Raw genomic sequence first — 25,114 nt, 5'->3', positions numbered from 1 at the left:
CGGCGCGCCGCACCCGACGGACCGGCCCGGCGTGCGGAGGCACCGCGCGCGTAGGAGCGTGAAGAGATGATCAGGGCTGCGGCCAGACGGCGCGACGCGGACCAGCGCGACTGGCTGCTGCGCGGGACGCCACCCCCGCCCTGGGTGCGCTGGCCCCCGCCGCTGCTCCTGCTCGCGATCTTCCTGGTCCAGCTGGTCACCCCGAAGACCGTCGACCTCGGCTTCCTGGTCGCGGCCGTCCCGCCGCTCGCCGCCCTCTCGTACGGGCCCGCCGCCACCGCCGTGGTCGGCGGCGCCGTCGTCGTACTGCTCTCCCTGCCGGCCTTCGGCCTCGGCCATCCCGGTAACAGCGACGAGCTCACGATCGCCTTCGTCTCGCTGCTCAGCGTCGTCTTCGCATGGGTGCGCAGCCGCCGCGAGGCCCAGCTCGTGACGGTCCGCACGGTCGCGGAGGCGGCCCAGTTCGCGGTCCTGCCCCCGCTCCAGGAGTGGGTCGGCAGGGTGCGGTGCGCGGGCCTGTACGAGGCGGCGCAGCACGAGTCGCTGGTCGGCGGCGACTTCTTCGACGTACGCCGGGGGCCGCACGGGGTGCGGGCCCTCGTCGGCGACGTGCAGGGTCACGGGCTCGCGGCGGTCGGCACGGTCGCCGCGCTGCTCGGCGCGTTCCGCGAGGCGGTCCTCGACAAGCCGGACCTCGTGGGGGTGGCCGCCCAGCTAGACCGCAGGCTCGTGGTCGACTCGGCGGGGCAGGAGCACGCGGAACTGTTCGCGACGGCGGTGCTCCTGGAGTTCCCCGACGACGCCTCCGTGGTGCGTGTCGTCTCCTGCGGCCACCCGCCGCCCCTGCTGCTGCGCGGCTCCGAGGTCACCGAGCTGGCCGTGCCGTCAGGGCCGCCGCTCGGCCTCGGCATCGCGGGGCTCGCACCGCCCGAGGAGCTGACGGTTCCGCTGCTCGGCGGGGACCGCCTGCTCGGCCTCACCGACGGCGTGAGCGAGGCGCGGGACACCGCAGGCGCGTTCTACCCACTGGTCGACCGGCTCGTCGGCATGCTCAAGACGGACGCGGGGCTCGTGGACGACCCGGGCGGGCTCGCCGAGCGGGTGTGGCGGGACGTCGTCGGCTACGCGGGGCGCGTGCGCGACGACGTGACGCTGATGGTGTTCGCGCCGGGTCCTTACGGGCTGCCGGACGGCTCGGAGGACCCGGAGACCCCGTACGACCCGAAGAGCCCGTACGACCCGAAGACCCTGCACGGCCCGAAGACCCCGTACGGCCCGAAGACCCCGCAGGGCCCGGAGACCCCGCACGGCCCGGAGACCCCGTAGAACTCCGGCCGCCGGACGCCCGCCCCTCACTGCTCCGGCCGCGTAAGCACCTTCATTCCGCCCATGAGCTGCCGCAGGCACCGCACCGCGAGGTCCGCGGGGGAGCCGGGGCCCGTGACATCGGCGTCCGACTCCGCCCAGGTCTCCAGGGCGATCCGGATCGCGTCCGTGGCCGCGGCCGCGGCGAGGCGGATCTCCAGGGGCTGTGCGCCCCCGCCCGCGAGCTCCGCGAGGTCCGCCACGACGGGACGCAGCTTCTCCTCGGACTCCTGATTGACGCGGTACCAGACCGCCCGTAGCGCCGGGTCGTCGGCGGCCGCGCGGAGCAGGCCGCGGGCTTGGCGCAGCCCGGCCGCGGCGGCCTCGTCCGGCGCCGAGAGGGCCTCGGCGACCGCGCTGCGCAGGGCGTCGGGCAGTCCCGCGCCCGGCTCGCTCGCGGCCAGCAGCGCCCGCCAGCGCTCCCCTCCGACGGTGAGAAGCGGGCCCACCGCGTCCTGCTTGCTGCGGAAGTACCGGTAGAAGGTGCGCAGCGCGACCCCGGCCCGGTCCGCGATGGCCTCGGCGGTGGTGCCGTCGGGCCCGTGCGCGGTGAAGAGTTCGGCGGCGGCGTGCGCGATCTCCAGCTGGGTGGCCAGCTTGCGGCGCTCCGTGAGGGAGAGGGGCGGTGGGGTGGCCGGCCGGGGGGTGTTCACCCGTCGCACCTTACGCCGGGAACGACAGGAAGGCATTCTGAGTCGATGTGGCACAACGTGCCACCCAGGCGTAACGTGTTACGGGACAGTGCGTCCGTTGTGAGAGTGGGAGAACGCCATGCAGAGCCCCGTGCAGACCCTGAACCGTTACGAGGGGCGTCGCGCCCTGGTCACCGGCGCCGGGTCCGGCATCGGTCAGGCGACCGTGCTGCGCATGCTGGCCGAGGGCGGCACGGTGGCCGCCGCCGACGTGAGCGAGGACGGCCTGAAGGACACCGTCACCAAGGCCGGAGCCGCCGCGGAGCGCCTCACCACCCTCGTCGTGGACATCGCGGACGAGGCCTCGGTCCGTGCGGGCGTCGCCGCCGCCACCGGCGCGCTCGGCGGCCTGGACGTCCTGGTGAACGCCGCGGGCATCCTGCGCTCCTCGCACACCCACGAGACCACCCTCGACGCCTTCAACCAGGTCATCGCCGTCAACCTCACCGGCACCTTCCTGATGATCCGTGAGGCGATCCCGGCGCTGCTGCGGGGCGAGGGCCCGGCCGTCGTCAACTTCAGCTCGACGTCCGCGATGTTCGCCCACCCGTACATGGCGGCGTACGCGGCGAGCAAGGGCGGCATCCAGTCCATGACGCACGCCCTCGCCGCCGAGTACGGCAAGCAGGGCATCCGCTTCACCGCCGTGCAGCCCGGCTCCATCTCCTCCGGGATGACGGACGGCTCCGGCGCCAGCAGGCGGAGCGTCGGCCCCGGCCTGCCCGAGGACGCCGACATGGGCCTCTTCGTGAAGCTCGCCCCCGCGCTCGGCCAGGGCTTCGCCGGTCCCGAGACCGTCGCCTCCGTCGTCGCGATGCTCGCCTCGGACGACGGCCGCTTCATCACCGGCACGGAGGTCCGCGTCGACGGCGGCACCCACTACTGAGCCGCGGGTGCGCGCCCGTCGGGGCGCCCCGGCTCACTCCCCCATGAAGCGGTCCCACAGCTTCGGGTAGGTCCGTGCCAGCGCCGCTTCGTCCTCGAAGTCGACCGGTGTGCCGGCCGGCTCCGGTGGGGCCGGAGGGAGGCCCAGGTCGGGGGCGACGTCGCCGGTGAGCTGCTCGTACGCCTCGTCCGCCGCGTAGCCGAGCTCCTCGCCGTCGCCGTCGAGCTCCTCGTCGAAGTCGTCCAGGAGGTCGGCGAGCGCGTCCGGGTCGTGCACGGCGCCCTCGAAGACCTCCCGGCCCTGGCCGATCAGCCAGCACCGGAAGTAGTCGAAGGCGTCGTCGCTCGCGCCCCCGAGCAGTACCGACGCCGCGCCCCACAGGTCCCAGCGGTAGGCGCGGTTGTAGCGGGCCTCGAAGTGACGGGCGAAGTCGAGGACGGAGTCCGGGTCGGACTGCAGCAGTCTCTCGACGAGCAGCTCGGCGTGGTCCTCGGGGTCGCCGTCGGCGGCCTCGCGGGTGCTGTCCACGATCTCCCAGAACTCCGTCTCGTCCATCACGGGACAAGCATCGGTCCTTGAGGGTGGGGGCGCACGCGGAGTGCGCCGGAATGCGGCTGTCTCGTTATCCGCGCACATGCCCTTGGAAAAACCGACAGGAGCTGTCGGCTTTTGGTGGAAGCCTCAAGGACATGGAGACCTTCAAGGACATGGAGACCCACCAGCCCCTGACCGGCAAGACCGCCCTCGTCGCGGGCGCCACCCGCGGCGCGGGCCGCGCCATGGCCGTGGAGCTCGGCCGCGCCGGCGCCACCGTGTACGTGACGGGCCGGACCACCCGCGAGCACATCAGCGAGACCGGCCGCGCCACCGAGACCATCGAGGAGACCGCCGAACTGGTCGACGCAGCAGGAGGCAAGGGGGTCGCCGTCCCCACCGACCACCTGGAACCCGAGCAGGTCCGTGCCCTCGTCGAGCGCGTCGACCGCGAGCGGGGCCGCCTGGACATCCTGGTCAACGACATCTGGGGCGGCGACCTGCACGTCGAGTGGGACAAGAAGATGTGGGAGCACGACCTCGACAAGGGGCTGCGCATCCTGCGCCTCGGCATCGAGACCCACATCGTCACCAGCCGGTACGCGCTGCCGCTGCTCATCAGGAACTCCGGCGGCCTGGTCGTCGAGGTCACCGACGGCACCGCCGCGTACAACGGCCCCAACTACCGCAAGCCCTTCTACTACGACCTCGCCAAGGCGTCCCCGCTGCGCATGGCGCGCGACCTCGCCGAGGAGGTGAAGGAGTACGGCTGCACGGCGCTCTGCCTGACGCCCGGCTGGCTGCGCTCCGAGGCCATGCTCGACACGCACTTCAAGGTGACCGAGGAGAACTGGCGGGCGGGCACCGCGCAGAACCCGCACTTCGCGATCTCCGAGACGCCCGCGTTCGTGGGCCGCGCGCTCGTCGCCCTGGCCGCCGACCCGGACGTGGCCCGCCACAACGGCGCGTCCCTCTCCAGCGGCGGCCTCGCCAAGGAGTACGGCTTCACGGACGTGGACGGCTCGGCGCCGGACGCCTGGCGGTACATCACGGAGGTCGACCAGGAGAGCGGGACGGCGGACGTCACGGGCTACCGCTAGGGCACCCCCGACGCGCGGCATCATGGGCGCATGCGCGCTGCCCGCCTCATCAAGATGGTGCTCCTGCTCCAGGCCCGCCCCGCCATGACCGCCGCCGAACTCGCTGCCGAACTCGAAGTCTCCGAGCGGACCATCACCCGCGACGCGCAGGCGCTCTCGGAGGCCGGCGTCCCGGTCTACGCGGACCGGGGACGCACCGGCGGCTACCGCCTCATCGGCGGTTACCGCACGCGGCTGACCGGGCTCGGGCGCAGCGAGGCCGAGGCGCTGTTCCTCTCCGGGGTGCCGGGCGCACTGCGGGAGATGGGCCTTCAGGACGCGGCGTCGGCGGCCCGTCTCAAGGTGTCGGCGGCGCTGATGCCCTCGCTCCGCGACGCCTCGCAGAACGCGTCGCAGCGGTTCCACCTGGACGCGCCGGGGTGGTTCAAGGAGATCCCCGCGCCGGAGCTGCTGCCCCCGCTGGCGGACGCCGTCTGGGACGACCGGCGCGTCCTGGCCCGCTACCGGCGCGAGGACACCGAGGTGGAGCGGGAGCTGGAGCCCTACGGCCTCGTGCTCAAGGCGGGCGTCTGGTACCTGTGCGCGCGGGTGCCCGAGACGGATTCGTTCCGCGTCTACCGCGTCGACCGCTTCACCGCGGCCGAGGCCGGCGCGGAACGCTTCGTACGCGACGAGGAGTTCGACCTGCCGGGCTTCTGGGAGGAGCGGGCCGCGCAGTTCGCGCGGGCCATCCTGCGCTCCGAGGTCGTGCTCCGGCTCTCCGAGGCGGGCGTACGGCAGCTTCCGTACGCTGTCGACGCCGTGTCCGTGCGCGAGGCGCTGGACGAGGCGGGCGCCCCGGACGAGGAGGGCCGGGTCACGCTGACGCTGCCCGTCGAGAACGAGACGGTGGCCTACACCCAGCTCATGGCCCTTGGCCCGGAGGCGGAGGTGCTGTCCCCGCCGTCCCTGAGAGCCCGCTTCACAGAGGCGTCCCGCCACATGTCCGACCTCTACGAGTAACAGGGCGGGCGGGTGGGGGAACTCCGCCGCGAAGCGGCGGACACCCGGGCCAGACACTACGGCGAGCGCGAAAAAGAAGCGGGCCCCCCACCCACCCCCCCGGACGGGGGAGCAGGACGAGGGGCCCGCATCAGGCCGAAGGCTACAGCCCGTACTTGGCCCGGGCCTCCTTCACCGCGGAAGCGGGCACCTCGCCGCGGCGGGCGAGCCGCGCCAGCGCGGCGACGACGATCGACTCCGCGTCGATGCCGAAGTGGCGGCGCGCGGCGTCGCGGGTGTCGGAGAGGCCGAAGCCGTCCGCGCCGAGCGAGGAGTAGTCCTGCTCGACCCACTGCGCGATCTGGTCGGGAACCTGGCGCATGTAGTCGGAGACCGCGAGCACCGGTCCCTGGGCGCCGTCGAGCGCCGTACGGATGTAGGGCACCCGCTCCTCGCCGCGCAGGAGGGCCTCGTCGGCCTCCAGGGCGTCGCGGCGCAGCTCGGTCCAGGACGTCGCGGACCACACGTCGGCGGCCACGCCCCACTCCTCGGCGAGCATCTTCTGCGCGGCAAGGGTCCAGTGGATGGCCGTGCCGGAGCCGATGAGCTGGATGCGCGAGGCGTTGGCAGCGGGGGAGTGACCCGCCGTCTCGGCCGTGTTGAAGCGGTACAGGCCCTTGATGATGCCCTCGTCGACGCCCGCGGGCTTCGCGGGCTGCGGCATCGGCTCGTTGTAGACGGTGAGGTAGTAGAAGACGTTCTGGTCCTCACCGGGAGCGGCCTCGCCGTACATGCGGCGCAGACCCTCCTTGACGATCGCGGCGATCTCGTAGGCGAACGCCGGGTCGTACGAGAGCGCGGCGGGGTTCGTCGCGGCGATCACCGGCGAGTGGCCGTCCGCGTGCTGCAGACCCTCACCCGTCAGCGTCGTGCGGCCGGCCGTGGCGCCGACCAGGAAGCCGCGGCCGAGCTGGTCACCGAGCTGCCACATCTGGTCGGCCGTGCGCTGCCAGCCGAACATCGAGTAGAAGATGTAGAAGGGGATCATCGCTTCGCCGTGCGTCGCGTACGACGTGGACGCGGCGATGAAGTCCGCCATCGAACCGGCCTCGGTGATCCCCTCGTTGAGGATCTGGCCGTCCTTGGCCTCCTTGTAGTACATCAGCTGGTCGCGGTCGACCGGCTCGTACGTCTGGCCCTTCGGCGAGTAGATGCCGAGCGAGGGGAACAGCGACTCCATGCCGAAGGTGCGCGCCTCGTCGGGGACGATCGGCACCCAGCGCTTGCCGGTCTGCTTGTCGCGTACGAGGTCCTTGACCAGGCGTACGAACGCCATGGTCGTCGCCACCGACTGGGAGCCCGAGCCCTTGTCGAAGGAGGCGAAGGCCTTGTCCGCGGCGGCGGGCAGCGGGGCGAGCGGCTGCGTGCGGCGGGCCGGGGCCGGACCGCCGAGCGCGGCGCGGCGCTCCTGGAGGTAGCGGACCTCGGGGGAGTCGGCGCCCGGGTGGCCGTAGGGCACCTGGCCGTCGACGAACGCGCTGTCCGGGATGGGCAGTTCGAGGAGGTCGCGCATGTCCTTGAACTCGTCCACCGTGAGCTTCTTCATCTGGTGGTTGGCGTTCTTGGACTCGAAGCCCTTGCCGAGGGTGAAGCCCTTGACCGTCTGCGCGAGGATCACGGTCGGCGCGCCCTTGTGGGTGAGCGCCGCACGGTAGGCCGCGTAGACCTTGCGGGCCTCGTGGCCGCCGCGCGAGAGGTGGAAGCACTCGCTGATCTTGTCGTCGCTGAGCAGCTTGCCCAGCTCGACGAGCGCGGGCTCGGAGCCGAAGAAGTGCTCGCGGATATAGGCCGCGTCGCGCGTCGCGTACGTCTGGAACTGCGCGTCCGGCACCTCGCGCAGGCGGCGGACCAGGGCGCCGTTGGTGTCGAGCTGGAAGAGCTCGTCCCAGGCGTTGCCCCACAGGACCTTGACGACGTTCCAGCCGGCGCCGCGGAACTGGGCCTCCAGCTCCTGGACCACGCGGAAGTTGGCGCGGACCGGGCCGTCGAGACGCTGCAGGTTGCAGTTGATGACGTACGTGAGGTTGTCGAGACCCTCACGCGCGGCCAGTGCGAGGGCCGCCGTCGACTCGGGCTCGTCCATCTCGCCGTCACCGAGGAACGCCCACACGTGCGAGGCCGAGACGTCCTTGATGCCGCGGTTGGTGAGGTACCGGTTGAAGCGCGCCTGGTAGATGGCGGAGAGCGGACCGAGACCCATGGAGACGGTCGGGAACTCCCACAGCCAGGGCAGGCGGCGCGGGTGCGGGTAGGAGGGCAGGCCGTTGCCGCCCGCCTCCTGCCGGAAGTTGTCGAGCTGCGCCTCGTTCAGGCGGCCGTCGAGGAAGGCGCGGGCGTAGATGCCGGGGGAGGCGTGGCCCTGGATGTAGAGCTGGTCACCCGATCCGTCACCCTCCTTGCCCTTGAAGAAGTGGTTGAAGCCGGTCTCGTACAGCCAGGCCGCGGACGCGAAGGTCGCGATGTGGCCGCCGACACCGTGCTTGGAGCCGCGGGTGACCATCGCGGCCGCGTTCCAGCGGTTCCACGCGGTGATCTTCCGCTCCATCTCCTCGTCGCCGTCAATGGCCGGCTCAGCGGAGGTGGGGATGGTGTTGACGTAATCCGTCTCGAGGAGCTTGGGCAGCGCAAGGCCCGCGCCCTCGGCACGCTCCAGCGTGCGGCGCATCAGGTACGCGGCACGGTGCGGCCCGGCCGCCTCGGTGACGGCGTCCAGGGAGGCCTGCCATTCGGCGGTCTCCTCGGGGTCGCGGTCCGGGAGCTGGTCGAGCTCGCTCGGCTGGATTGCGGAGGGGTCGGTCATGTCGCCGCCTTCCTGAGTCGGAGGGGGTCCCCTGTTCGGTAAGGGGTGGGGGTGCCCGGTTCTTGGCAGGACAGGGCGTAAGGCTCTGGTGAGAGCCCGTCGGAGACTCTAACTCCGTGATCGATGATCGATCAAAGGGTTGAAGGCGAAAACCTCTCTATACCGAGAAAGTAGGCATTCGGTGCCAGCAAAGCGGGCACGCGGTGCCTTCGATTTGAAGGGTTTACGCAGGTGGGAGCACGTTTGGAGGCAGGGCGCCACGGATGAGCGCGGGTGTCACGCGCGCGGCGCGCACCCCAGCACATGGGACTTGACCAGCTCGGCGATCGCGGGATCACGGCGCCGGAACGCGGAGACCAGCGCCTCGTGCTCCTCCGCGTACGACTGCTGGACCGTGCCGAGCCAGCGGATCGACAGGGCGGTGAAGACCTCGATGCCGAGGCCCTCCCAGGTGTGCAGGAGGACGGAGTTGTCCGCGGCGCGCACCAGTTCCCGGTGGAAACCTACGGTGTGGCGCACCTGGGCCGTGCCGTCGGAGGCCCGGTCCGCCTCGTAGAGGGCCGCGACATGGGGCTCAAGGGCCGAGCAGTTCTCGGCGAGCCGCTCGGCCGCGAGCTCGGCGGCGATGGCCTCCAGACCCGCACGGACCGGGTAGCTCTCTTCCAGGTCGGCGGCGGAGAGATTGCGAACGCGTACGCCCTTGTTGGGCGCCGACTCGATCAGCCGCAGCGTCTCCAGCTCCCGCAGTGCCTCCCGCACGGGGGTCTGGGACACCTCGAGCTCCACGGCGATCCGGCGCTCCACGATGCGCTCGCCCGGCTTCCATCGCCCGCTGACGATCCCCTCCACGATGTGCTCGCGGATCTGTTCGCGCAGCGAGTGGACGACGGGCGCGGTCATGTGAGCTCCTCAGGCAGGGGCAGGCAGGCGCCCCAGGGCGTAGTGACCCCTAGACAATACGGCGACGCCCCCGTCCGGATAACTCCGGACGGGGGCGTACGCGCTGATGAGACGAGTGTTACAGACGCGCGGTGCGGCTGGAACTACAGGCCGAGCTCGACCTCGAACTCGCCCGCCTCCAGGATCGCCTTGACCGCGGTCAGGTAGCGGGCGGCGTCCGCGCCGTCCACCAGACGGTGGTCGTAGGAGAGCGACAGGTACGTCATGTCCCGCACGGCGATGGTCTCGCCGAGGTCCGGGTGGTTGATGACGACCGGACGCTTCACCGTGGCACCGATGCCGAGGATCGCGGCCTGGTTCGGCGGCACGATGACCGTGTCGAACAGGGCGCCGCGCGAACCGGTGTTGGAGATCGTGAAGGTCGCGCCGGACATGTCGTCCGGGGTGAGGCCACCGCCACGGGCCTTGCCGGCCAGCTCGGCGGTCTTCTTGGAGATACCGGCGATGTTCAGGTCGCCCGCGCCCTTGATGACCGGCGTCATCAGACCCTTCTCGGCGTCCACGGCGATGCCGATGTTCTCCGAGTCGAAGTACGTGATGGTGCCTTCGTCGTCGTTGATCCGGGCGTTGATGACCGGGTGGGCCTTCAGCGCCTGGGCGGCGGCCTTGACGAAGAACGGCATCGGCGAGAGCTTGACGCCCTCGCGGGCCGCGAAGGAGTCCTTCGCCTTGGCGCGCAGCTTCATCAGCTTGGTGATGTCGACCTCGACGACCGAGGTCAGCTGGGCCTGCGAGTGCAGCGCCTTCATCATGTTGTCGCCGATGACCTTGCGCATGCGGGTCATCTTGACCGTCTGGCCGCGGAGCGGCGAGACCTCCAGGGCCGGGGCCTTCGAGGAGGCGGCCGGGGCAGCGGCGGCGGCCGGAGCCGGGGCGGACTTCTTGGCCTCGGCGGCGGCGATGACGTCCTGCTTGCGGATGCGACCGCCCACACCGGAGCCGGTGACCTCGGAGAGGTTCACGCCGTTCTCGGACGCGAGCTTACGGACCAGCGGGGTCACGTAGGCACCGTCGTCGGCCGGGGTGGCCTGGGCCGGGGCGGCGGGAGCCGGGGCAGCGGGCTGAGCCGGGGCCGGGGCCTGAGCGGCAGGCTTGGCCGGAGCGGCCGGAGCCTGCGCGGCCGGGGCGGCCGGAGCGGCGGGCTGGGCCGGAGCCGGGGCGGCCTCCTGCTTGGGAGCCTCCTGCTTCGGGGTCTCCTGCTGCGCGGGGGCGGCCGGGGCCTCCTCCTTGGCCGGGGCCGGAGCAGCGCCGGGCGCACCGATGACGGCGAGCTTGGCGCCGACCTCGGCGGTCTCGTCCTCACCGACGACGATCTCGAGCAGCACGCCCGCGACCGGCGAGGGGATCTCGGTGTCGACCTTGTCCGTCGAGACCTCCAGGAGGGGCTCGTCGGCCGCGACCTCCTCGCCGACCTCCTTCAGCCAGCGGGTGACGGTGCCCTCGGTGACCGACTCACCGAGCGCGGGCAGGGTGACCTCGGTGCCCTCGGCGGAACCGCCGGACGGGGCGGGGGCGGCGGGAGCCTCGGCCTGCGCCGGGGCCTCCTCCTGCTTCGGGGCCTCCTCCTGGGCGGGGGCGGCCGGGGCCTCCTCCTGCGCCGGAGCGGCCGAGCCGCCCGCGTCGCCCGAGCCGTCGTCGATGACGGCGAGCTCGGCGCCGACCTCGACGGTCTCGTCCTCGGCGACCTTGATGGAGGCCAGGATGCCCGCGGCGGGGGAGGGGATCTCGGTGTCGACCTTGTCGGTCGACACCTCGAGCAGCGGCTCGTCGGCCTCGACGCGCTCGCCCTCGGCCTTCAGCCAACGGGTGACAGTGCCCTCGGTGACGCTCTCGCCGAGCGCCGGAAGGGATACGGAAACCGCCATGGTTTCAGTTGCTCCTTACGAAAATTGCGGAAAGTCTGGTCGTCGCGCCCGAGTGACCGAAGGTCAGTCGTGGGAGTGCAGCGGCTTGCCCGCCAGGGCCAGGTGGGCCTCGCCGAGCGCCTCGTTCTGGGTCGGGTGGGCGTGGATGAGCTGGGCGACCTCGGCCGGCAGCGCTTCCCAGTTGTAGATCAGCTGGGCCTCGCCGACCTGCTCACCCATGCGGTCGCCCACCATGTGGACGCCCACCACGGCACCGTCCTTGACCTGGACGAGCTTGATCTCGCCCGCGGTCTTGAGGATCTTGCTCTTGCCGTTGCCCGCGAGGTTGTACTTGAGGGCGACGACCTTGTCCGCGCCGTAGATCTCCTTGGCCTTGGCCTCGGTGATGCCCACGGAGGCGACCTCGGGGTGGCAGTACGTCACCCGGGGCACGCCGTCGTAGTCGACCGGGACGGGCTTCTGCCCGGCCAGGCGCTCCGCCACCAGCATGCCCTCGGCGAAGCCGACGTGCGCGAGCTGGAGGGTCGGCACCAGGTCGCCCACGGCCGAGATCGTCGGGACGTTGGTCTGCATGTACTCGTCGACGAGGACGTAGCCGCGGTCCATGGCGACGCCCTGCTCCTCGTAGCCGAGGCCCTGCGAGACCGGGCCGCGGCCGATGGCGACCAGGAGGACCTCGGCCTCGAAGGTCTTGCCGTCGGCGAGGGTCACGCGGACGCCGTCCTGCGTGTACTCGGCCTTCTCGAAGAACGTGCCGAGGTTGAACTTGATGCCGCGCTTGCGGAACGCGCGCTCAAGAAGCTTGGAGCTGTTCTCGTCCTCGACGGGCACGAGGTGCTTCAGGCCCTCGATGACCGTGACGTCGGCCCCGAAGGACTTCCACGCCGAGGCGAACTCGACGCCGATGACGCCGCCGCCCAGGATGATCGCGGACTTCGGCACGCGGTCCAGGGTCAGGCCGTGGTCCGAGGAGATGATGCGGTTGCCGTCGATCTCCAGGCCCGGCAGCGACTTCGGCACGGAGCCGGTCGCGAGGAGGACGTGGCGGCCCTGGACGCGCTGACCGTTCACGTCCACGGAGGTCGGCGACGAGAGCTTGCCCTCGCCCTCGATGTACGTCACCTTGCGGGAGGCCACGAGGCCCTGCAGGCCCTTGTACAGGCCCGAGATCACGTCGTCCTTGTACTTGTGGACGGCGGCCATGTCGATGCCCTCGAAGGTGGCCTTCACGCCGAACTGGTCGGCCTCGCGTGCCTGGTCGGCGATCTCGCCGGCGTGCAGCAGCGCCTTCGTGGGGATGCAGCCGTTGTGCAGGCAGGTGCCGCCGAGCTTGTTCTTCTCGATCAGGGCGACGTCCAGGCCCAGCTGCGCTCCGCGCAGCGCCGCGGCGTAACCGCCGCTACCGCCGCCGAGGATCACTAGGTCGAAAACGGTGCTGGCGTCGTTCGCCACGTCACGTCCTCCATGCATGTGCGCCGTACGCCGGACCCCTTTTCGCGGGGGACGACCGGTCGGTCGGCTGGTGTTCGGCCGCTCTTTTTTCGGCCCTGTGGTGGGGGCCCTGTCCTGCCGAGAACCCATCTTCGCACTTGTCGACGGGAGACGGGACGCCGGGCCAGGCTGTGAGACGTCTGATCCGCCGTCCCGACGGGTCACCGCTGTGTTCGAACACACGGATTTCGTCGAGGGCGAAATCGGGCGGGGCCCCGGACGCGGGAGCGTCCGGGGCCCCGCCCCGACGTGTGCGGATCAGCCCAGGTCGCCCGCGGCGGTGTGCTCGGCCAGCCGGACCAGGGTGCGCACCGCGGAGCCGGTGCCGCCCTTGGGGGTGTAGCCGTAGGGGGCACCCTCGTGGAAGGCCGGGCCCGCGATGTCCAGGTGGGCCCAGGTGATGCCCTCGCCCACGAACTCCTGCAGGAAGAGGCCGGCCACCAGGCCACCGCCCATGCGCTCGCCCATGTTGGCGATGTCGGCGGTGGGGGAGTCCATGCCCCTGCGCAGGTCGGCGGGGAGCGGCATCGGCCAGGACGGCTCGCCGACCTCCTCGGCGATCTCGTGCACCGACGTACGGAAGGCGTCGTCGTTGGACATGATGCCGAAGGTGCGGTTGCCGAGCGCCATCATCATGGCGCCGGTCAGCGTCGCCACGTCGACGATCGCGTCGGGCTCGTCCTCGGAGGCCTTGGCGATCGCGTCGGCCAGGACCAGGCGGCCCTCGGCGTCGGTGTTGAGGACCTCGACGGTCTTGCCGCTGTACATCCGCAGGACGTCGCCGGGACGGGTCGCGGAGCCGGACGGCATGTTCTCGGCGAGCGCCAGCCAGCCGGTGACGTTCACCTCGAGGCCCAGGCGCGCGGCGCTGATGACGGCCGCGAAGACGGCGGCGGCACCGGCCATGTCGCACTTCATGGTCTCGTTGTGACCGGCGGGCTTCAGCGAGATGCCGCCCGAGTCGTACGTGATGCCCTTGCCGACGAAGGCGAGGTGCTTCTTCGCCTTGGACGACGTGTACGAGAGCTTCACCAGGCGCGGCGGGGCGTCGGAGCCCACGCCGACGCCGAGGATGCCGCCGAAGCCGCCCTTGGCGAGCGCCTTCTCGTCGAGCACCTGGACCTTGATGCCGTGCTCCTTGGCCGCGGCCTGGGCGACGGCGGCGAAGGCCTCGGGGCTGAGGTCGTTCGGCGGGGTGTTGACCAGGTCGCGGGCGCGGTTGAGCTCCTCGGCCACGGCCGTGGCGCGCTCGATCGCGGCCTTGTGCGCCTTGTCGCGGGGCTTGGCGCCGAGCAGGGCGACCTCGGCGAGCGGCGCCTTGGCGTCCTTGCCGTTCTTGCCGTTCTTCTTGGACTTGGCGTCGCCCTGGTCCTTGTAGGCGTCGAAGGAGTACGCGCCGAGGAGCGCGCCCTCCGCGACGGCGCCCAGGCCCTCGGCGTCCTCGACGGGCAGCGCGAACGCGGCCTTCTTCGAACCGGTCAGGGCGCGCGCGGCGACACCGGCGGCGCGGCGCAGCGCGTCCGTGCCGTACGTCTCGTCCTTCTCCGGTACCTCGCCGAGACCGATCGCGACGACGACCGGGGCCTTGAAACCGGACGGCGCGGGAAGCTTCGTCACCTCACCCTCGCCGCCCGAGGCGCCGAGGGTCTCCAGGATGGACGCGAGCTTGCCGTCGTACGCCTTGTCCACGGCCTCGGCGCCGGGGGCGACGACCAGGTCCCCCTTGGATCCAGCGCCCTTCGCGACACCGACGACGATCGCGTCGGCGCGCAGGCCGGTCGCGGCGGCGGTGCTGAGAGTCAGAGCAGTCACGGTGGTGAGGTCCTCTTTCGGTTGGGTTTCGGCGGGCTGTGGGGTGGTGAACCCGTCGCGAGCCTACGCCCGTGAGCGCTGCGGTGCGCCTCACTGTGTGTGTTCGGCGCGGTGGACGGATTGCCGGGGTTCCGCCGGACCTGGGCGTCAACCGAGTGCGAGGACCACGAGCGAGGCGGTCGCCGCCGTTTCCGCGAGGCCGCCGAACACGTCTCCGGTGACCCCGCCGAACCGCCGTACGCAGTGCCGCAGCAGCAACTCCGCGGTGCCCAGCGCGAGAACGACGGCCACAGCGCCCCGTACGGCGTCGGCCGCCCCGAGCGGCACGCCCACGGCCGCCGCCCCGCACACGACGACGGCCGCGACGCCGAGCGCGCGGCCGCGCGGGACGACCCCCGCGACGGCGGCGCCGAGACCCTCGGGCCGGGCCGGGGGCACTCCGTCGCGTGCGGCAAGGGTGAGGGCGAGGCGCGCGGCGGTCGCCGAGACGACGGCGGCGACGGCGCCGCGGAGCCAGGACGCCTCGTAGAGCTGGAAGAGCACGGCGACCTGGGCGAGCAGCACGAAGAGCAGGGTGATGACGCCGAAGGGGCCGATGTCGGACTGCTTCATGATGCGCAGCGCGTCCTCGGCGGGCCTGGCGCTGCCGAGGCCGTCGGCGGTGTCGGCGAGGCCGTCGAGGTGCAGGCCGCGGGTGAGCGCGGCCGGGACCGCGGCGGTCGCGACGGCGGCGAGCAGCGGCCCCGCGCCGAGCAGCGTCAGCGCGCCGCCGAGCGCCGCCGCGCAGAGCCCGGTCACCAGACCGGCGAGGGGGGCGCACTGCAGGCCTGCGCGGGCGGCGTCGCGGTCCCAGCGGGTGACCCGGACGGGGAGCGCGGTGAGCGTGCCGAAGGCGAAACGTATGCCGTCGGCGGGGGAGGTTCTGGACACCGCGGCAGGCTACCCCGGCGGAACCCGCCGCCCTGCGGATCACTCTGGGGGGACGGAGGATGGGCGCATGAACGACTGGTGGGCCGCATGAACGACTGGTGGTACCGGAACATCGTCGAGCCGGGAAAGCTGCCGCTGCTGCTCGCGCTGCTCTCCTTCGTGGGCTCGTTCGTGGTCACCCGGACCATCACGCGGCTGATCAGGGCGGGCAAGGGGCCGTTCAGGAACATCAGCACCGGCGAGGTGCACATCCACCACGTCGTGCCGGGGATCTTCCTGATGCTGGTCGGCGGGTTCTGGGCGGTGGCCGCGGGGCGGCACGGCGCGGGGCCGCTGTACGCCGCCGTCATCTTCGGGATCGGCGCGGGGCTCGTGCTCGACGAGTTCGCGCTGATCCTCCACCTCGACGACGTCTACTGGAGCGAGCAGGGCCGCAAGAGCGTCGAGGTCGTGATGCTCACGGCCGCCCTTGTGGTGCTCGTGCTCACCGGCTTCACGCCGTTCGGGGTGAACGACCTGACCCCCATGGAGCGCCACAACCGCGCCCTGTTCGCGCTGAACGTCGGCATCAACTGCGGCTTCTCCCTGGTCGCGCTCCTCAAGGGCAAGCTGCGGACCGCCCTGATCGGCATGGTGGTCCCGTTCGTCGCGCTGGTCGGCGCGATCCGCCTCGCCCGGCCCGGCTCGGCGTGGGCGCGGCGGTTCTACCGCAACCGGCACCGGGCACGCGCGCGTGCGGGACTGCGCGCCTTCCGGCACGACCGCCGCTGGGCGGGCCCGCGCCGCAAGCTTCAGGACTGGATCGGCGGCTTCTCGCCCGACGGGCCGAAGCCGGTGTCCGGCCCGTCGGAAGGAGCCCCGCCGGAGGGGGCCCCGTCGGACGCGTCCGAGCCGGATCCGGAGCGGGTGCCGCCGCCACCCCGGTGACCGTCGCCCCGGTGACGTACGGCCCAGCTCACGCACAGCACGAGCACGAGCACGACGACGATGGCGGCGATGTGCTCCTTGCCCGCGAGGTTGTTCTTGACGAGCACCTCGACGACCATCAGGGCGCTCACCAGGGCCGCGGTGAAGTACGCCCGGTAGCGCCAGCACACGTAGACGGCGAGGGCGACGACGGCCGCCGAGGGGCCGGTGTCGACGACCCGCGCGTCGGAGGCGGGGAGTCCGAGCGGGTTGCCGGGGCCCAGTTCGATGCCCACGCGCGCGTAGAGCGTGCCGGCGAGTGTGGCCGCGTACCCGATGAGGAGCGTGCGCCACCAGCCCAGGCAGATCTCCGCGATCCCGAAGACGAGCAGGATCTGCGCGAGCGCGCCCCACACCGGCAGGTCCAGGGCGGGCACGAAGAGGGAGAGCGGGGTGCGCAGCAGGGAGAGCCAGAGCGGGTCCTCGGCGCGCACGCAGCCGATGTTCTGGACGAACTGATAGCCCCAGGGCTGGTTCTGCACGTACTGGCAGAGCGCGGTGAGACAGACCGCGGCCAGCGTCATGGGGACGGCCCGCCAACGTCGGGCGGCGAGCGCCCTGCGCACGGTGGAGAAGAGTGGCCCCCATTCGGCGCGGGCGTAGCGGGCCGACGGTCTCATCGTCTCGACTCCAGGTGTTTGCGGTGCAGCCACTTCGGCAGACCCGGCGCTTCGAGGAAGCCCTCCGCGCGGGCGGACGCGATGCCGATGCGCGGCAGGTCGACGCTCTTCTCGAAGAGGAGGAAGCGGGGCTCCCAGATCGGCCGGTACTTGGCGTTGGCCCGGTAGAGGGACTCGATCTGCCACCACCGCGAGAAGAAGCTGAGCAGCGACCGCCACAGGCGCAGGACCGGCCCCGCGCCGAGCCGCGAGCCACGTTCGAAGACCGACCGGAACATCGCGAAGTTGAGCGAGACCTGAGTGATCTTGATCTCGGGGGCGCGCTGCAGGAGTTCGATGACCATGAACTCCATCAGGCCGTTCTCGGAGTCGCGGTCACGCCGCATCAGGTCGAGGGAGAGGCCGTGCGGCCCCCACGGCACGAAGGAGAGCACCGCCCGCAACGCGCCGTCCCCGTCGGTGCATTCGAGCATCACGCACTGCCCGTCCGCCGGGTCCCCGAGCCGTCCGAGCGCCATCGAGAAGCCGCGCTCGGTCGCTCCGTCGCGCCAGTCGTCGGCGCGCTCCAGGAGGGTCGCCATCTCGTCCGCGGGAATGTCCTCGTGCCGGCGGATGCGGACCGTGTACCCGGCGCGCTTCACACGGTTGTACGCCTGCCGGACGGTACGCATCGCCCGCCCTTCAAGGGTGAAGTGTTCTTTGGAGGCTGCGCCTCGGGCCGCGATCTCCACGATCGCTTCGTCGCCCAGCTCCAGGGCGTCCAGGCCGTGCCGCGCGTAGATCGTGCCCGCCTCCTCGCTCGCGCCCATCACGGCCGGGATCCAGCCGTGTGCGCGGGCCTCGGCCAGCCAGGGCTCGATCGCGCCGGGCCAGGCCTCCGGGTCGCCGATGGGGTCGCCGGAGGCCAGCGAGACACCGCCGATCACGCGGTGGACGACGGCCGCCTTGCCGGTGGGTGACCAGACGACGCTCTTCTCGCGGCGCAGCGAGAAGTAGCCGAGCGAGTCGCGGTCGCCGTACCGGTCGAGCAGGGCGCGCAGCCGCTCCTCGTCCTGCTCGGTGAGCGGGTCGACGGCCCGGCGGGAGCGGAAGGCCGCGTACAGGACGGCGCAGAGCAGCAGCGCGCTCAGGACGTTGATGCCGACGTTGACCCAGCCGGGTGTGGTGATGCCCTCGAAGCGCTTGTCGTCGTCGGCCAGCGAGACCAGCCGCATGACGCCGTAGCGCCAGCGGTCCAGGAAGGTCGAGCGGTAGTCGTCGTGGGCGCTGTTGGTGACGGTGACGAGCAGCGTGGCGATCAGCGAGGTCACCAGGATCCCGCCGACCGCGACGGCCGAGGCCAGCTTGGGGTTGGACCGGTCGCCCTTGGCGTAGAACTCCCGGCGCCCCACGATCAGTGCCGCGACGAACGCGGCGGTCAGCACGAGCGAGATCCAGTTCTGCGCGTACCCGCGGATCTCCGGGAAGACCATCGCGAAGGCGAAGAGCAGCAGGAAGAGCCCGCTCAGCACCAAGTTGAGGATCCATGCGGCGCGTTTGCGGCGCCGCATGGTGATCGCCAGGAAGAGCGTGAACGCCCCCGAGGCGAAGCCGGCGGTCAGCAGGTACGGAGTGAAGTAGTTCTCCGTGTTGTGCTGCCGCAGATCCTGTCCGAGGGAGACCCAGACCGCGCTCAGGAAGTTGATGAACGTGACGGCCCGGAGGTACCAGACGGCGAATCCGGCGGCACGGCGCTGTATGACGGTGTGTGTTCTCTGTCGCCCGGCGACGACCTGCTCATCTCCCATGAAAAGGGATCATATGGGCAACGGGGGCCACCCTCGGCATTGTGAGCGGGCGTCCCGTGCGACGCCGGGGGAGGACGCCGTTGACGAGGCGTCAAACAGCGCCCGCACGCAGGGTGGTTACTCGGCGGACGGCACCGAGGGCATCTCCTCCGAAGAGTCCGTCTCCGAAGACGCACCCTCCGAACCCGCACCCTCCGAAGAGCCGGTCTTCGAAGCCGCCCCCTCCGAAGAGTCCGTCTCCGGCGCCGCATCCTCCCGCTCCGGCAGCTCCGCCGACAGCGCGGCCGCCGCCCGTACCAACGGCAGCGCGAGCAGCCCTCCGGCGCCCTCGCCGACCTTCACGCCGTGCGAGAGCAGCGGGTCCAGGGCCATCCGGTCCAGGGCCTTGGCCTGCGCGGGCTCCCCGCTGTCGTGCCCCGCCAGCCACCAGTCCGGCGACCGGAAGGCGACCCGCTGGGCCACGAGCGCGGCCGCCGAGGCCACGACGCCGTCGAGGATCACCGGGGTGCGCCGCACCGCGCACTGCAGCAGGAAGCCCGTCATCGCGGCCAGATCGGCGCCGCCCACCGCCGCGAGCAGCTCCAGCTGATCGCCGAGCACGGGCCGGGCCCGCCGCAGCGCATCGCGCACCGCCGCGCACTTGCGCATCCACGCCAGGTCGTCGATGGGCTCGCCGCCGCGCCCGGTCACCACGGAGGCGTCGGTCCCGCACAGCGCGGCGACCAGCGTCGCCGCGACCGTCGTGCCGCCCACGCTGACATCGCCGAGCACGACCAGATCGGTGCCGGAGTCGGCCTCCTCGTCCGCGACGGCCATGCCCGCGCGCACCGCCTGCTCCGCTTCCTCGGAGGTCAGCGCGTTCTCGATGTCGATGCGCCCCGAGCCGCGCCGCACCCGGTACCCCGCGACCTCGGCCGGCAGCTCCTGCGGCGCGCAGTCGAGCGCCATGTCGACGACCCGGACGGGCACGTCGAGGCGGCGGGCGAGGACGGCCGCGGGGCTCTCGCCGGCGAGTACGGAACGTACGAGAGCGGCGGCGCTCCCCGCGGGCCGCGCCGAAACGCCGAGCTCGGAGACGCCGTGATCGCCCGCGAACAGCACCACGCGCGGCCGCTCGACCGGCTGCACCGGCACCGCCGACTGGGCCGCCGAGAGCCACTCGCCGAGCTCGTCGAGGCGGCCGAGTGACCCGGGCGGCACGGTCTGCCGCTCCCTGCGTTCCTCGGCGTCGCGGCGGACCCCGCCGTCGGGCCGCTCGATCAGGTCGGTGAAGTCGTCGAGATTCAGCGAGCTCATTCGTCGAACAGTACCGGGAGCGGTGCGGGTGTCGCTCGAACGGCCCCATGGGCCGAGCCGTGTACGGCGGCACCGCATGACACCACCGTCCATGCGGGAATGGTCCTTTACGTTCCTGTTTGTCTCGGCTTCTTCCAGGAGTACGACCATGACCACGGATGCCGCCGCCCAGCAGGTCGCCGCCCGGCGCCCCGCCTACCTCGCCGAACTCGCCCAGGGCACCGAGCGGTTCCACGAGCCGCGCCGCACCGACTGCCCCTGGTGCGGCTCCGAGCGGCTGCGGGTGCGGCTGCGCACCACCGACCTGATCCAGCGCAAGCCGGGCAGCTTCACGGTCGTCCGGTGCGGCGACTGCGCCCACTCCTTCCAGAACCCGCGCCTGACCCCCGAGGGCCTGGACTTCTACCGCCGGGACTTCGGGGACGGGTTCGACGGCAGGGAGCCGGTGTCACCGTTCGGCGCCGGCTCCGGCACGAAACGCCGCCTCGCCGCCGCCCGCGCGCTGGCCGCCTTCGACGAGCCCGAGTGCTGGCTGGACGTCGACACCGGCGCCGCCCACTTCCCGGCGCTGGCCAAGCAGGTCCTGCCGTACACCTCCTTCGACGGGCTCGACCGGCGCGCCGGAGTCGAGAAGGGTGTGCGGTGCGGCCGTATCGAGGAGGGGCACCGCGGCTCCCTCACGGAGCTCGCGGAACGGCTCGCGGGCCGCTACGACGCGATGAGCATGTTCCACAGCCTGCCGCGCAGCCCGGACCCGCGCGCCGAGCTCCGGGCCGCCCAGGCCGTACTGCGCCCCGGCGGACACCTGCTGATCGAGGCCCCCGACCCCGAGTGCCGCTACGCCGGGCTGCTCGGCAAATGGTGGGCGTTCTATCACCAGCCGCGCCACCTGCACCTCGTGCCACTCGCCAATCTCTGCGCGGAGCTGACGGAGCTGGGCTTCACGGTCGTCGCCGTCGAACGCCGCGCGCCGCACGTCCCCGTCGACCTGAGCGCGGCGGTGGCGCTCTTCCTCAACTGCCGCATGCCGGGGCCCGACGTCCCGTGGCGCGCCAGACCGGCGACCCCGCTCCAGCTCAGGCTGCGCCGGGCCGCACGTACGGCGTCCGTGCCCCTGGTGGCGCTCGCCCGCACACTGGACACGCTCCTGGCGCCGCTGCTCACCCGCACCGGCTTCGCCAACACCTACCGGGTCATCGCCCGCAGGGACGCGCCGTAGGGCCCGTGCCGGAAGCTCTGCCCCGGCACAGGCCCTGCCCCGGCACAGGCCCTGGCGGTGGCCGGGACTCAGCCCGGAACTCAGCCGCGCAGCGTCAGCGCCTGCCCCGCCACGAGCAGCAGCACGTGCTCGCACTCGGCGGCGAACGCCGCGTTCAGGCGGCCCAGTTCGTCGCGGTAGCGGCGGCCCGACGCGGTCGCGGGGACGATCCCCGAGCCGACCTCGTTCGAGACGGCGACGACCGTGCGCCGGGTGGCGCGCACCGCGTCCGTGAGCTCGGTGACCCGCCCGCGCAGCTTCCGTTCCCCGCCGCCCGCCCACTCGGCGTCGTCCCACGCCAGCACGTCGTCCATGACGTGGGTCAGCCACAGCGAGAGACAGTCGATGAGCAGCGGCGGCCCGTCCTCGATGAGCAGCGGCACCAGATCGCACGTCTCGGCGGTCCGCCAGGAGCCGGGGCGCCGCTCGCGGTGCAGGCTCACCCGCCGGGCCCACTCCGTGTCGCCGCTCCTGGTCCCGCCGGTCGCCACGTACAGCACGTCGGGAAAGGCTTCGAGGCGCCGCTCGGCCTCCACCGACTTGCCCGAGCGGGCGCCGCCCAGGACGAAGGTGCGGCGCGGCACGTCGGGGACGTCCTCGTAGGCGCCGACCACGAGCGTCGAGCCGTCCGGCACGGCCCGCGCCCCGGCGGCGGCGAGCCTGCGCGCCAGCTCCCCGCCCGGCGGCGCCTCGTGGCCGATGTGCACCGCGATCACGTCGGTGGTGGGCCCGACGGCCCCGGCCGCACGCAGCCGGGCGAGCCCGTCGGGACGCCCGACGGCGTCGAGGACGACCATCTCGTACGGGATCTGACCGCCGTCGCCGTTGCCCTCGGCGAGCCCCGCGGGCGCTGCGCCCGGCGGCAGGTACAGCAGCCGCTCCCCGCCGGGCCCCGTCACCTCGTACCCGGAGCCGGGCGCGTCCAGCGCCACCGCGCGCACCCGGTGGCCGGTGAGCAGCGCAAGCTCACGTCCGTCGGCGACCCGGCCGGGCTGCGGCAGACCGGCCGGGACCTCGACGGCGGGCCCGTCGTGCGGATGGGAGAGGAGGACCTGGCGCACTCCGCCGAGCGAGTGCCCCGCGCGGGCGGCCGCGAAGGCCGCGCCGGGGGTGAGGTCGAGCAGCAGGACGCCGTCCACGAGGAGCGCGGTCGCGGCGCGCGCGGCGTCGCCCAGGGCACTCGCGCAGGCCGCGCAGGGGCAGTCGGGGAGCGGCAGTCCGCCGGGGGCGCCGGTGCCGAGCAGAGTCAGTTCCACACGGAGATCCTCCCGCTTCGGGTCCGGCGCCGCGCGCCCGGCTAGGCTCTAAGCGGATTCAGGCGGTTTACCTACCGCTACGGGACCTTCGGGAGGCTGACATGGCGGCATGGACGTGGCGGTTCGAGAAGGCGGACGGGACGGAGGTCCAGCCCGCGGTGCAGCCCGAGGAGTTCACCACCCAGGGGGACGCCGAGTCCTGGGTCGGTGAGTGCTGGAAGGAGCTGTCCGAGGGCGGCGCCGACCAGGTGACCCTCTTCGAGGACACGAAGAAGATCTACGGGCCGATGAGCCTGCACGCGGGCGAGGCGCAGGACACGGAGGACGCGTCGGCGTAAGCCACACGTAACGCATCGCAGCCACACGTAACGCATCGCGCGCCCACCCGGGAGGCGGCGGCCGGACTCCGGTCGCCGCCTCCCGCACGTCACCGTGGAGGCGCCGATGGGCATGCGCCCCGCGACTACATCTCGCCGAGCGTCACGTCCGCGGTCTTCTCTGACCCGTCACGCACGTACGTGACCCGCTTCTTCTGGCCCGGCTCGGCCGCGGCGAGCGCCTCGGAGAGGGAGTTGATCGTGGTGATCCCGGTGTCGCCGAGCCGGGTGATGATGTCGCCGGACCGCAGGCCCGCCCCGGCCGCCGCGCCGCCCTGCCGGGCCTCGGCCACGGCCACCCCGGCGGGCCGGTAGTCGTCGTCGAGGACGGTGCGTCCCGTGATGCCGAGCGCGGCCCGGCCCGAGTCGGTCACCCTGCCGTCCTTGACGATCTGGTCCGCGACGGTCTTCACCATCGAGGACGGGATGGCGAAGCCGATGCCGGGCGCCGCGCTGTCGCCCATCTGCGGGTCGCTCGCCGCGAGCGTGGGGATGCCGATGACCTTGCCGTCGAGGCCGACGAGCGCGCCGCCGCTGTTGCCCGGGTTGATCGCGGCCGACGTCTGCACCATGTTGGCGATGGTCGCCCCGGTCCCGCCGCCGCCACGGCCCTCGCTGACGGTCCGCCCGGTGGCCGACACGATGCCCTGGGTGACGCTGGAGGAGAGGCCGAGCGGGGAGCCCATGGCCAGCACGATCTGGCCGACCTCGGCCTTGGTGGAGTCGCCGAACTCCGCCGCCTTGAGACCGTCCGGTACGTCGCCGAGTTTGATGACGGCGAGGTCCTGCTCGGGGTAGGTCGCGACCAGCTCGGCGGTCAGGGCCTGCTCGCCGGTGGCGGTGGTCACCTTGAACCGCTTCTCCTTGCCCACGACATGGGCGTTGGTGACGATGTGCCCCTTGCCGTCGTAGACGACGCCGGAGCCGAGGCTGTCGCCGGCGTCGACCTGGACGACCGACGGGAGGACGTCCTTGATCACCCGCTGGTAGTCGTCCTGCAGATCACCGGCGGCGGCGGGCGCGGCCTGCGTGGTGGACCTGCCGGAGTCCCCGGAACCCGAGGAGGAGCAGCCGCCCGCGAGCGCGACGGCGGTGAGGGCGGCGGCGAGGGGCACGGAGACGGCACGGATACGAGAGGCAGTCATGCGCCGAGTGTGCTTTTTGTCCGTTCCCGGCGCCCGTGGTGCGAGGTAAACGGGTGGGTGCGGGGGGCTCACCGCCCCGGCTCAGTCCGGCCCCCGGCTCAGTCCCGTACCCCGCGCAGGCGCATCAGTCCCGTACCCCGTACGGACACCCCGAGCAGACGCGTCAGTCCCGCACCCCGTACCGACGCCCCGCACAGACGTGTCAGTCCCGCACCCCGCACAGATGCAGCAGAGCGGCGACCCGCCGGTAGGGATCGGTCCGCCCCGCCCGCTCCTCGGCGGCGAGCAGCGCCTCAAGGTCCCGCTCGGGCGGCAGCGCCGTGCCGTCCGCCACGGTGTCCGTGAAGACCCGCACCCCGTACCAGACCTGCAGCGGGGCCGCGATCCCCGCCAGTGCGGCGGTCAGCGCGTCGAGCCGGTCCGCGCGGGCGTCGATGCCCAGCCGGTTGCGGTACGTGACGGAGTCGAAGGCGGCGAGCGCCCCCGACCAGTCCCCGGCCATGCCGGGCCGCATGGCCAGCGCCTCCGCGTTGCGCACGAGCAGCGAGAGGAGCCCGCCGGGCGCCAGCATCCGGGCGAGCCCGGCGAGGAGCGCGTCGGGCTCCTCCACGTACATCAGGACGCCGTGACAGAGCACCACGTCGAAGCTGCCGGGCAGGAAGTGCACCCCGGTCTGGTGCCCGTCGCCCTCGACGATCCGCACCCGCCCCTGGATGCCCTCGGGCTCACCGGCGAGCGCCGTGCGCGCGGTGGCGATCATGACGGGGTCCTGCTCGACGCCCGTCACCTTGTGCCCGGCACGGGCGAGCCGCAGTGCCTGCGTGCCCTGGCCCATGCCGACGTCGAGTATCCGAAGCCGCTGCCCCACGGGGAAGCGGGCGACTATCTGCTCGTCGAGCTGGCGGGCCACCAGCTCCTGGCGGACGGCGTTGC

General features: G+C 72.4%; 20 protein-coding genes. 7 read left to right on the top strand and 13 right to left on the bottom strand.

The window, feature by feature from the left end; all coding sequences use genetic code 11:
* Positions 1-66: 66 nt before the first annotated feature.
* Positions 67-1,326, top strand: a complete 1,260-nt coding sequence (locus ACFVYL_RS04760; protein WP_389712856.1) for a SpoIIE family protein phosphatase — start codon at positions 67-69, stop codon at positions 1,324-1,326.
* A 26-nt stretch (positions 1,327-1,352) separates the two neighbouring features.
* On the opposite strand, the gene ACFVYL_RS04755 is transcribed toward ACFVYL_RS04760, so the two are convergent.
* Positions 1,353-2,054 carry a TetR/AcrR family transcriptional regulator gene (locus ACFVYL_RS04755; RefSeq protein WP_389712855.1) on the bottom strand — a complete coding sequence of 234 codons (702 nt, stop codon included), beginning with the start codon at positions 2,052-2,054 and terminating at the stop codon, positions 1,353-1,355.
* Positions 2,055-2,136: 82 nt separating this feature from the next.
* On the opposite strand from ACFVYL_RS04755, the gene ACFVYL_RS04750 reads away from it, so the two are divergent.
* The gene (locus tag ACFVYL_RS04750; protein ID WP_389712854.1) at positions 2,137-2,943 is read left to right on the top strand and encodes an SDR family NAD(P)-dependent oxidoreductase; all 807 of its coding nucleotides are present in this window, start codon (positions 2,137-2,139) and stop codon (positions 2,941-2,943) included.
* 33 nt (positions 2,944-2,976) lie between these two features.
* Here ACFVYL_RS04750 and ACFVYL_RS04745 read toward each other — a convergent pair whose 3' ends face one another.
* Positions 2,977-3,498 carry a DUF4240 domain-containing protein gene (locus ACFVYL_RS04745; protein ID WP_389713008.1) on the bottom strand — a complete coding sequence of 174 codons (522 nt, stop codon included), beginning with the start codon at positions 3,496-3,498 and terminating at the stop codon, positions 2,977-2,979.
* 134 nt (positions 3,499-3,632) lie between these two features.
* Here ACFVYL_RS04745 and ACFVYL_RS04740 point away from each other — a divergent pair, with 134 nt between their 5' ends.
* Positions 3,633-4,577, top strand: a complete 945-nt coding sequence (locus ACFVYL_RS04740; protein WP_389712853.1) for an SDR family oxidoreductase — start codon at positions 3,633-3,635, stop codon at positions 4,575-4,577.
* Between the two features lie 30 nt (positions 4,578-4,607).
* Entirely contained in the window at positions 4,608-5,579 is a 972-nt protein-coding gene (locus ACFVYL_RS04735; RefSeq protein WP_389712852.1) for a helix-turn-helix transcriptional regulator, read from the top strand.
* 142 nt (positions 5,580-5,721) lie between these two features.
* On the opposite strand, the gene aceE is transcribed toward ACFVYL_RS04735, so the two are convergent.
* The 6 genes from aceE to ACFVYL_RS04705 all read right to left on the bottom strand — a co-directional run bounded on the left by aceE (position 5,722) and on the right by ACFVYL_RS04705 (position 15,476).
* Positions 5,722-8,418 carry a pyruvate dehydrogenase (acetyl-transferring), homodimeric type gene (aceE, locus tag ACFVYL_RS04730; RefSeq protein WP_389712851.1) on the bottom strand — a complete coding sequence of 899 codons (2,697 nt, stop codon included), beginning with the start codon at positions 8,416-8,418 and terminating at the stop codon, positions 5,722-5,724.
* 276 nt (positions 8,419-8,694) lie between these two features.
* Positions 8,695-9,318: a GntR family transcriptional regulator gene (locus ACFVYL_RS04725; protein ID WP_389712850.1), complete on the bottom strand. Its 624-nt coding sequence runs from the start codon at positions 9,316-9,318 to the stop codon at positions 8,695-8,697.
* 143 nt (positions 9,319-9,461) lie between these two features.
* Entirely contained in the window at positions 9,462-11,243 is a 1,782-nt protein-coding gene (gene sucB / locus ACFVYL_RS04720; protein ID WP_389712849.1) for a 2-oxoglutarate dehydrogenase, E2 component, dihydrolipoamide succinyltransferase, read from the bottom strand.
* Between the two features lie 63 nt (positions 11,244-11,306).
* Positions 11,307-12,695: a dihydrolipoyl dehydrogenase gene (gene lpdA / locus ACFVYL_RS04715; protein WP_389712848.1), complete on the bottom strand. Its 1,389-nt coding sequence runs from the start codon at positions 12,693-12,695 to the stop codon at positions 11,307-11,309.
* A gap of 297 nt (positions 12,696-12,992) precedes the next feature.
* Positions 12,993-14,546, bottom strand: a complete 1,554-nt coding sequence (locus ACFVYL_RS04710) for a leucyl aminopeptidase (RefSeq protein WP_389712847.1) — start codon at positions 14,544-14,546, stop codon at positions 12,993-12,995.
* 147 nt (positions 14,547-14,693) lie between these two features.
* Entirely contained in the window at positions 14,694-15,476 is a 783-nt protein-coding gene (locus ACFVYL_RS04705) for an adenosylcobinamide-GDP ribazoletransferase (RefSeq protein ID WP_389712846.1), read from the bottom strand.
* An 87-nt stretch (positions 15,477-15,563) separates the two neighbouring features.
* Between ACFVYL_RS04705 and ACFVYL_RS04700 the strand changes: the two genes are divergently transcribed.
* A complete protein-coding gene (locus ACFVYL_RS04700; protein ID WP_389712845.1) occupies positions 15,564-16,403 on the top strand; it encodes a hypothetical protein in 840 nt (279 codons plus the stop codon).
* A 655-nt stretch (positions 16,404-17,058) separates the two neighbouring features.
* Here the strand turns inward: ACFVYL_RS04700 and ACFVYL_RS04695 are convergent.
* Both ACFVYL_RS04695 and cobT read right to left on the bottom strand, forming a co-directional pair.
* Entirely contained in the window at positions 17,059-18,849 is a 1,791-nt protein-coding gene (locus ACFVYL_RS04695) for a phosphatidylglycerol lysyltransferase domain-containing protein (protein ID WP_389712844.1), read from the bottom strand.
* A gap of 117 nt (positions 18,850-18,966) precedes the next feature.
* Positions 18,967-20,145 (bottom strand): nicotinate-nucleotide--dimethylbenzimidazole phosphoribosyltransferase, encoded by a 1,179-nt coding sequence (gene cobT, locus ACFVYL_RS04690; protein WP_389712843.1) that lies wholly within the window; start codon positions 20,143-20,145, stop codon positions 18,967-18,969.
* 148 nt (positions 20,146-20,293) lie between these two features.
* Between cobT and ACFVYL_RS04685 the strand changes: the two genes are divergently transcribed.
* Complete coding sequence (locus tag ACFVYL_RS04685; protein WP_389712842.1) at positions 20,294-21,364, top strand: class I SAM-dependent methyltransferase; 1,071 nt, start codon at positions 20,294-20,296, stop codon at positions 21,362-21,364.
* A gap of 80 nt (positions 21,365-21,444) precedes the next feature.
* Here the strand turns inward: ACFVYL_RS04685 and ACFVYL_RS04680 are convergent, their stop codons facing one another.
* A complete protein-coding gene (locus tag ACFVYL_RS04680; protein WP_389712841.1) occupies positions 21,445-22,659 on the bottom strand; it encodes a bifunctional adenosylcobinamide kinase/adenosylcobinamide-phosphate guanylyltransferase in 1,215 nt (404 codons plus the stop codon).
* A gap of 101 nt (positions 22,660-22,760) precedes the next feature.
* Between ACFVYL_RS04680 and ACFVYL_RS04675 the strand changes: the two genes are divergently transcribed.
* Positions 22,761-22,997 carry a hypothetical protein gene (locus ACFVYL_RS04675; protein ID WP_389712840.1) on the top strand — a complete coding sequence of 79 codons (237 nt, stop codon included), beginning with the start codon at positions 22,761-22,763 and terminating at the stop codon, positions 22,995-22,997.
* Positions 22,998-23,122: 125 nt separating this feature from the next.
* On the opposite strand, the gene ACFVYL_RS04670 is transcribed toward ACFVYL_RS04675, so the two are convergent.
* Together ACFVYL_RS04670 and ACFVYL_RS04665 are read right to left on the bottom strand one after the other, a co-directional pair.
* Positions 23,123-24,181, bottom strand: coding sequence for a S1C family serine protease (locus ACFVYL_RS04670; RefSeq protein WP_389712839.1), 1,059 nt, complete (start codon positions 24,179-24,181; stop codon positions 23,123-23,125).
* A 202-nt stretch (positions 24,182-24,383) separates the two neighbouring features.
* Positions 24,384-25,091, bottom strand: coding sequence for a class I SAM-dependent methyltransferase (locus ACFVYL_RS04665; RefSeq protein ID WP_389712838.1), 708 nt, complete (start codon positions 25,089-25,091; stop codon positions 24,384-24,386).
* Positions 25,092-25,114 lie beyond the last annotated feature (23 nt).

This window comes from Streptomyces sp. NPDC058308, assembly GCF_042880275.1.
In the GTDB taxonomy this organism is placed as follows: Bacteria; Actinomycetota; Actinomycetes; order Streptomycetales; family Streptomycetaceae; genus Streptomyces.
The sequence above is the reverse complement of the archived record's forward strand: the minus strand, read 5'-3'. Positions and strand labels throughout refer to the sequence as shown.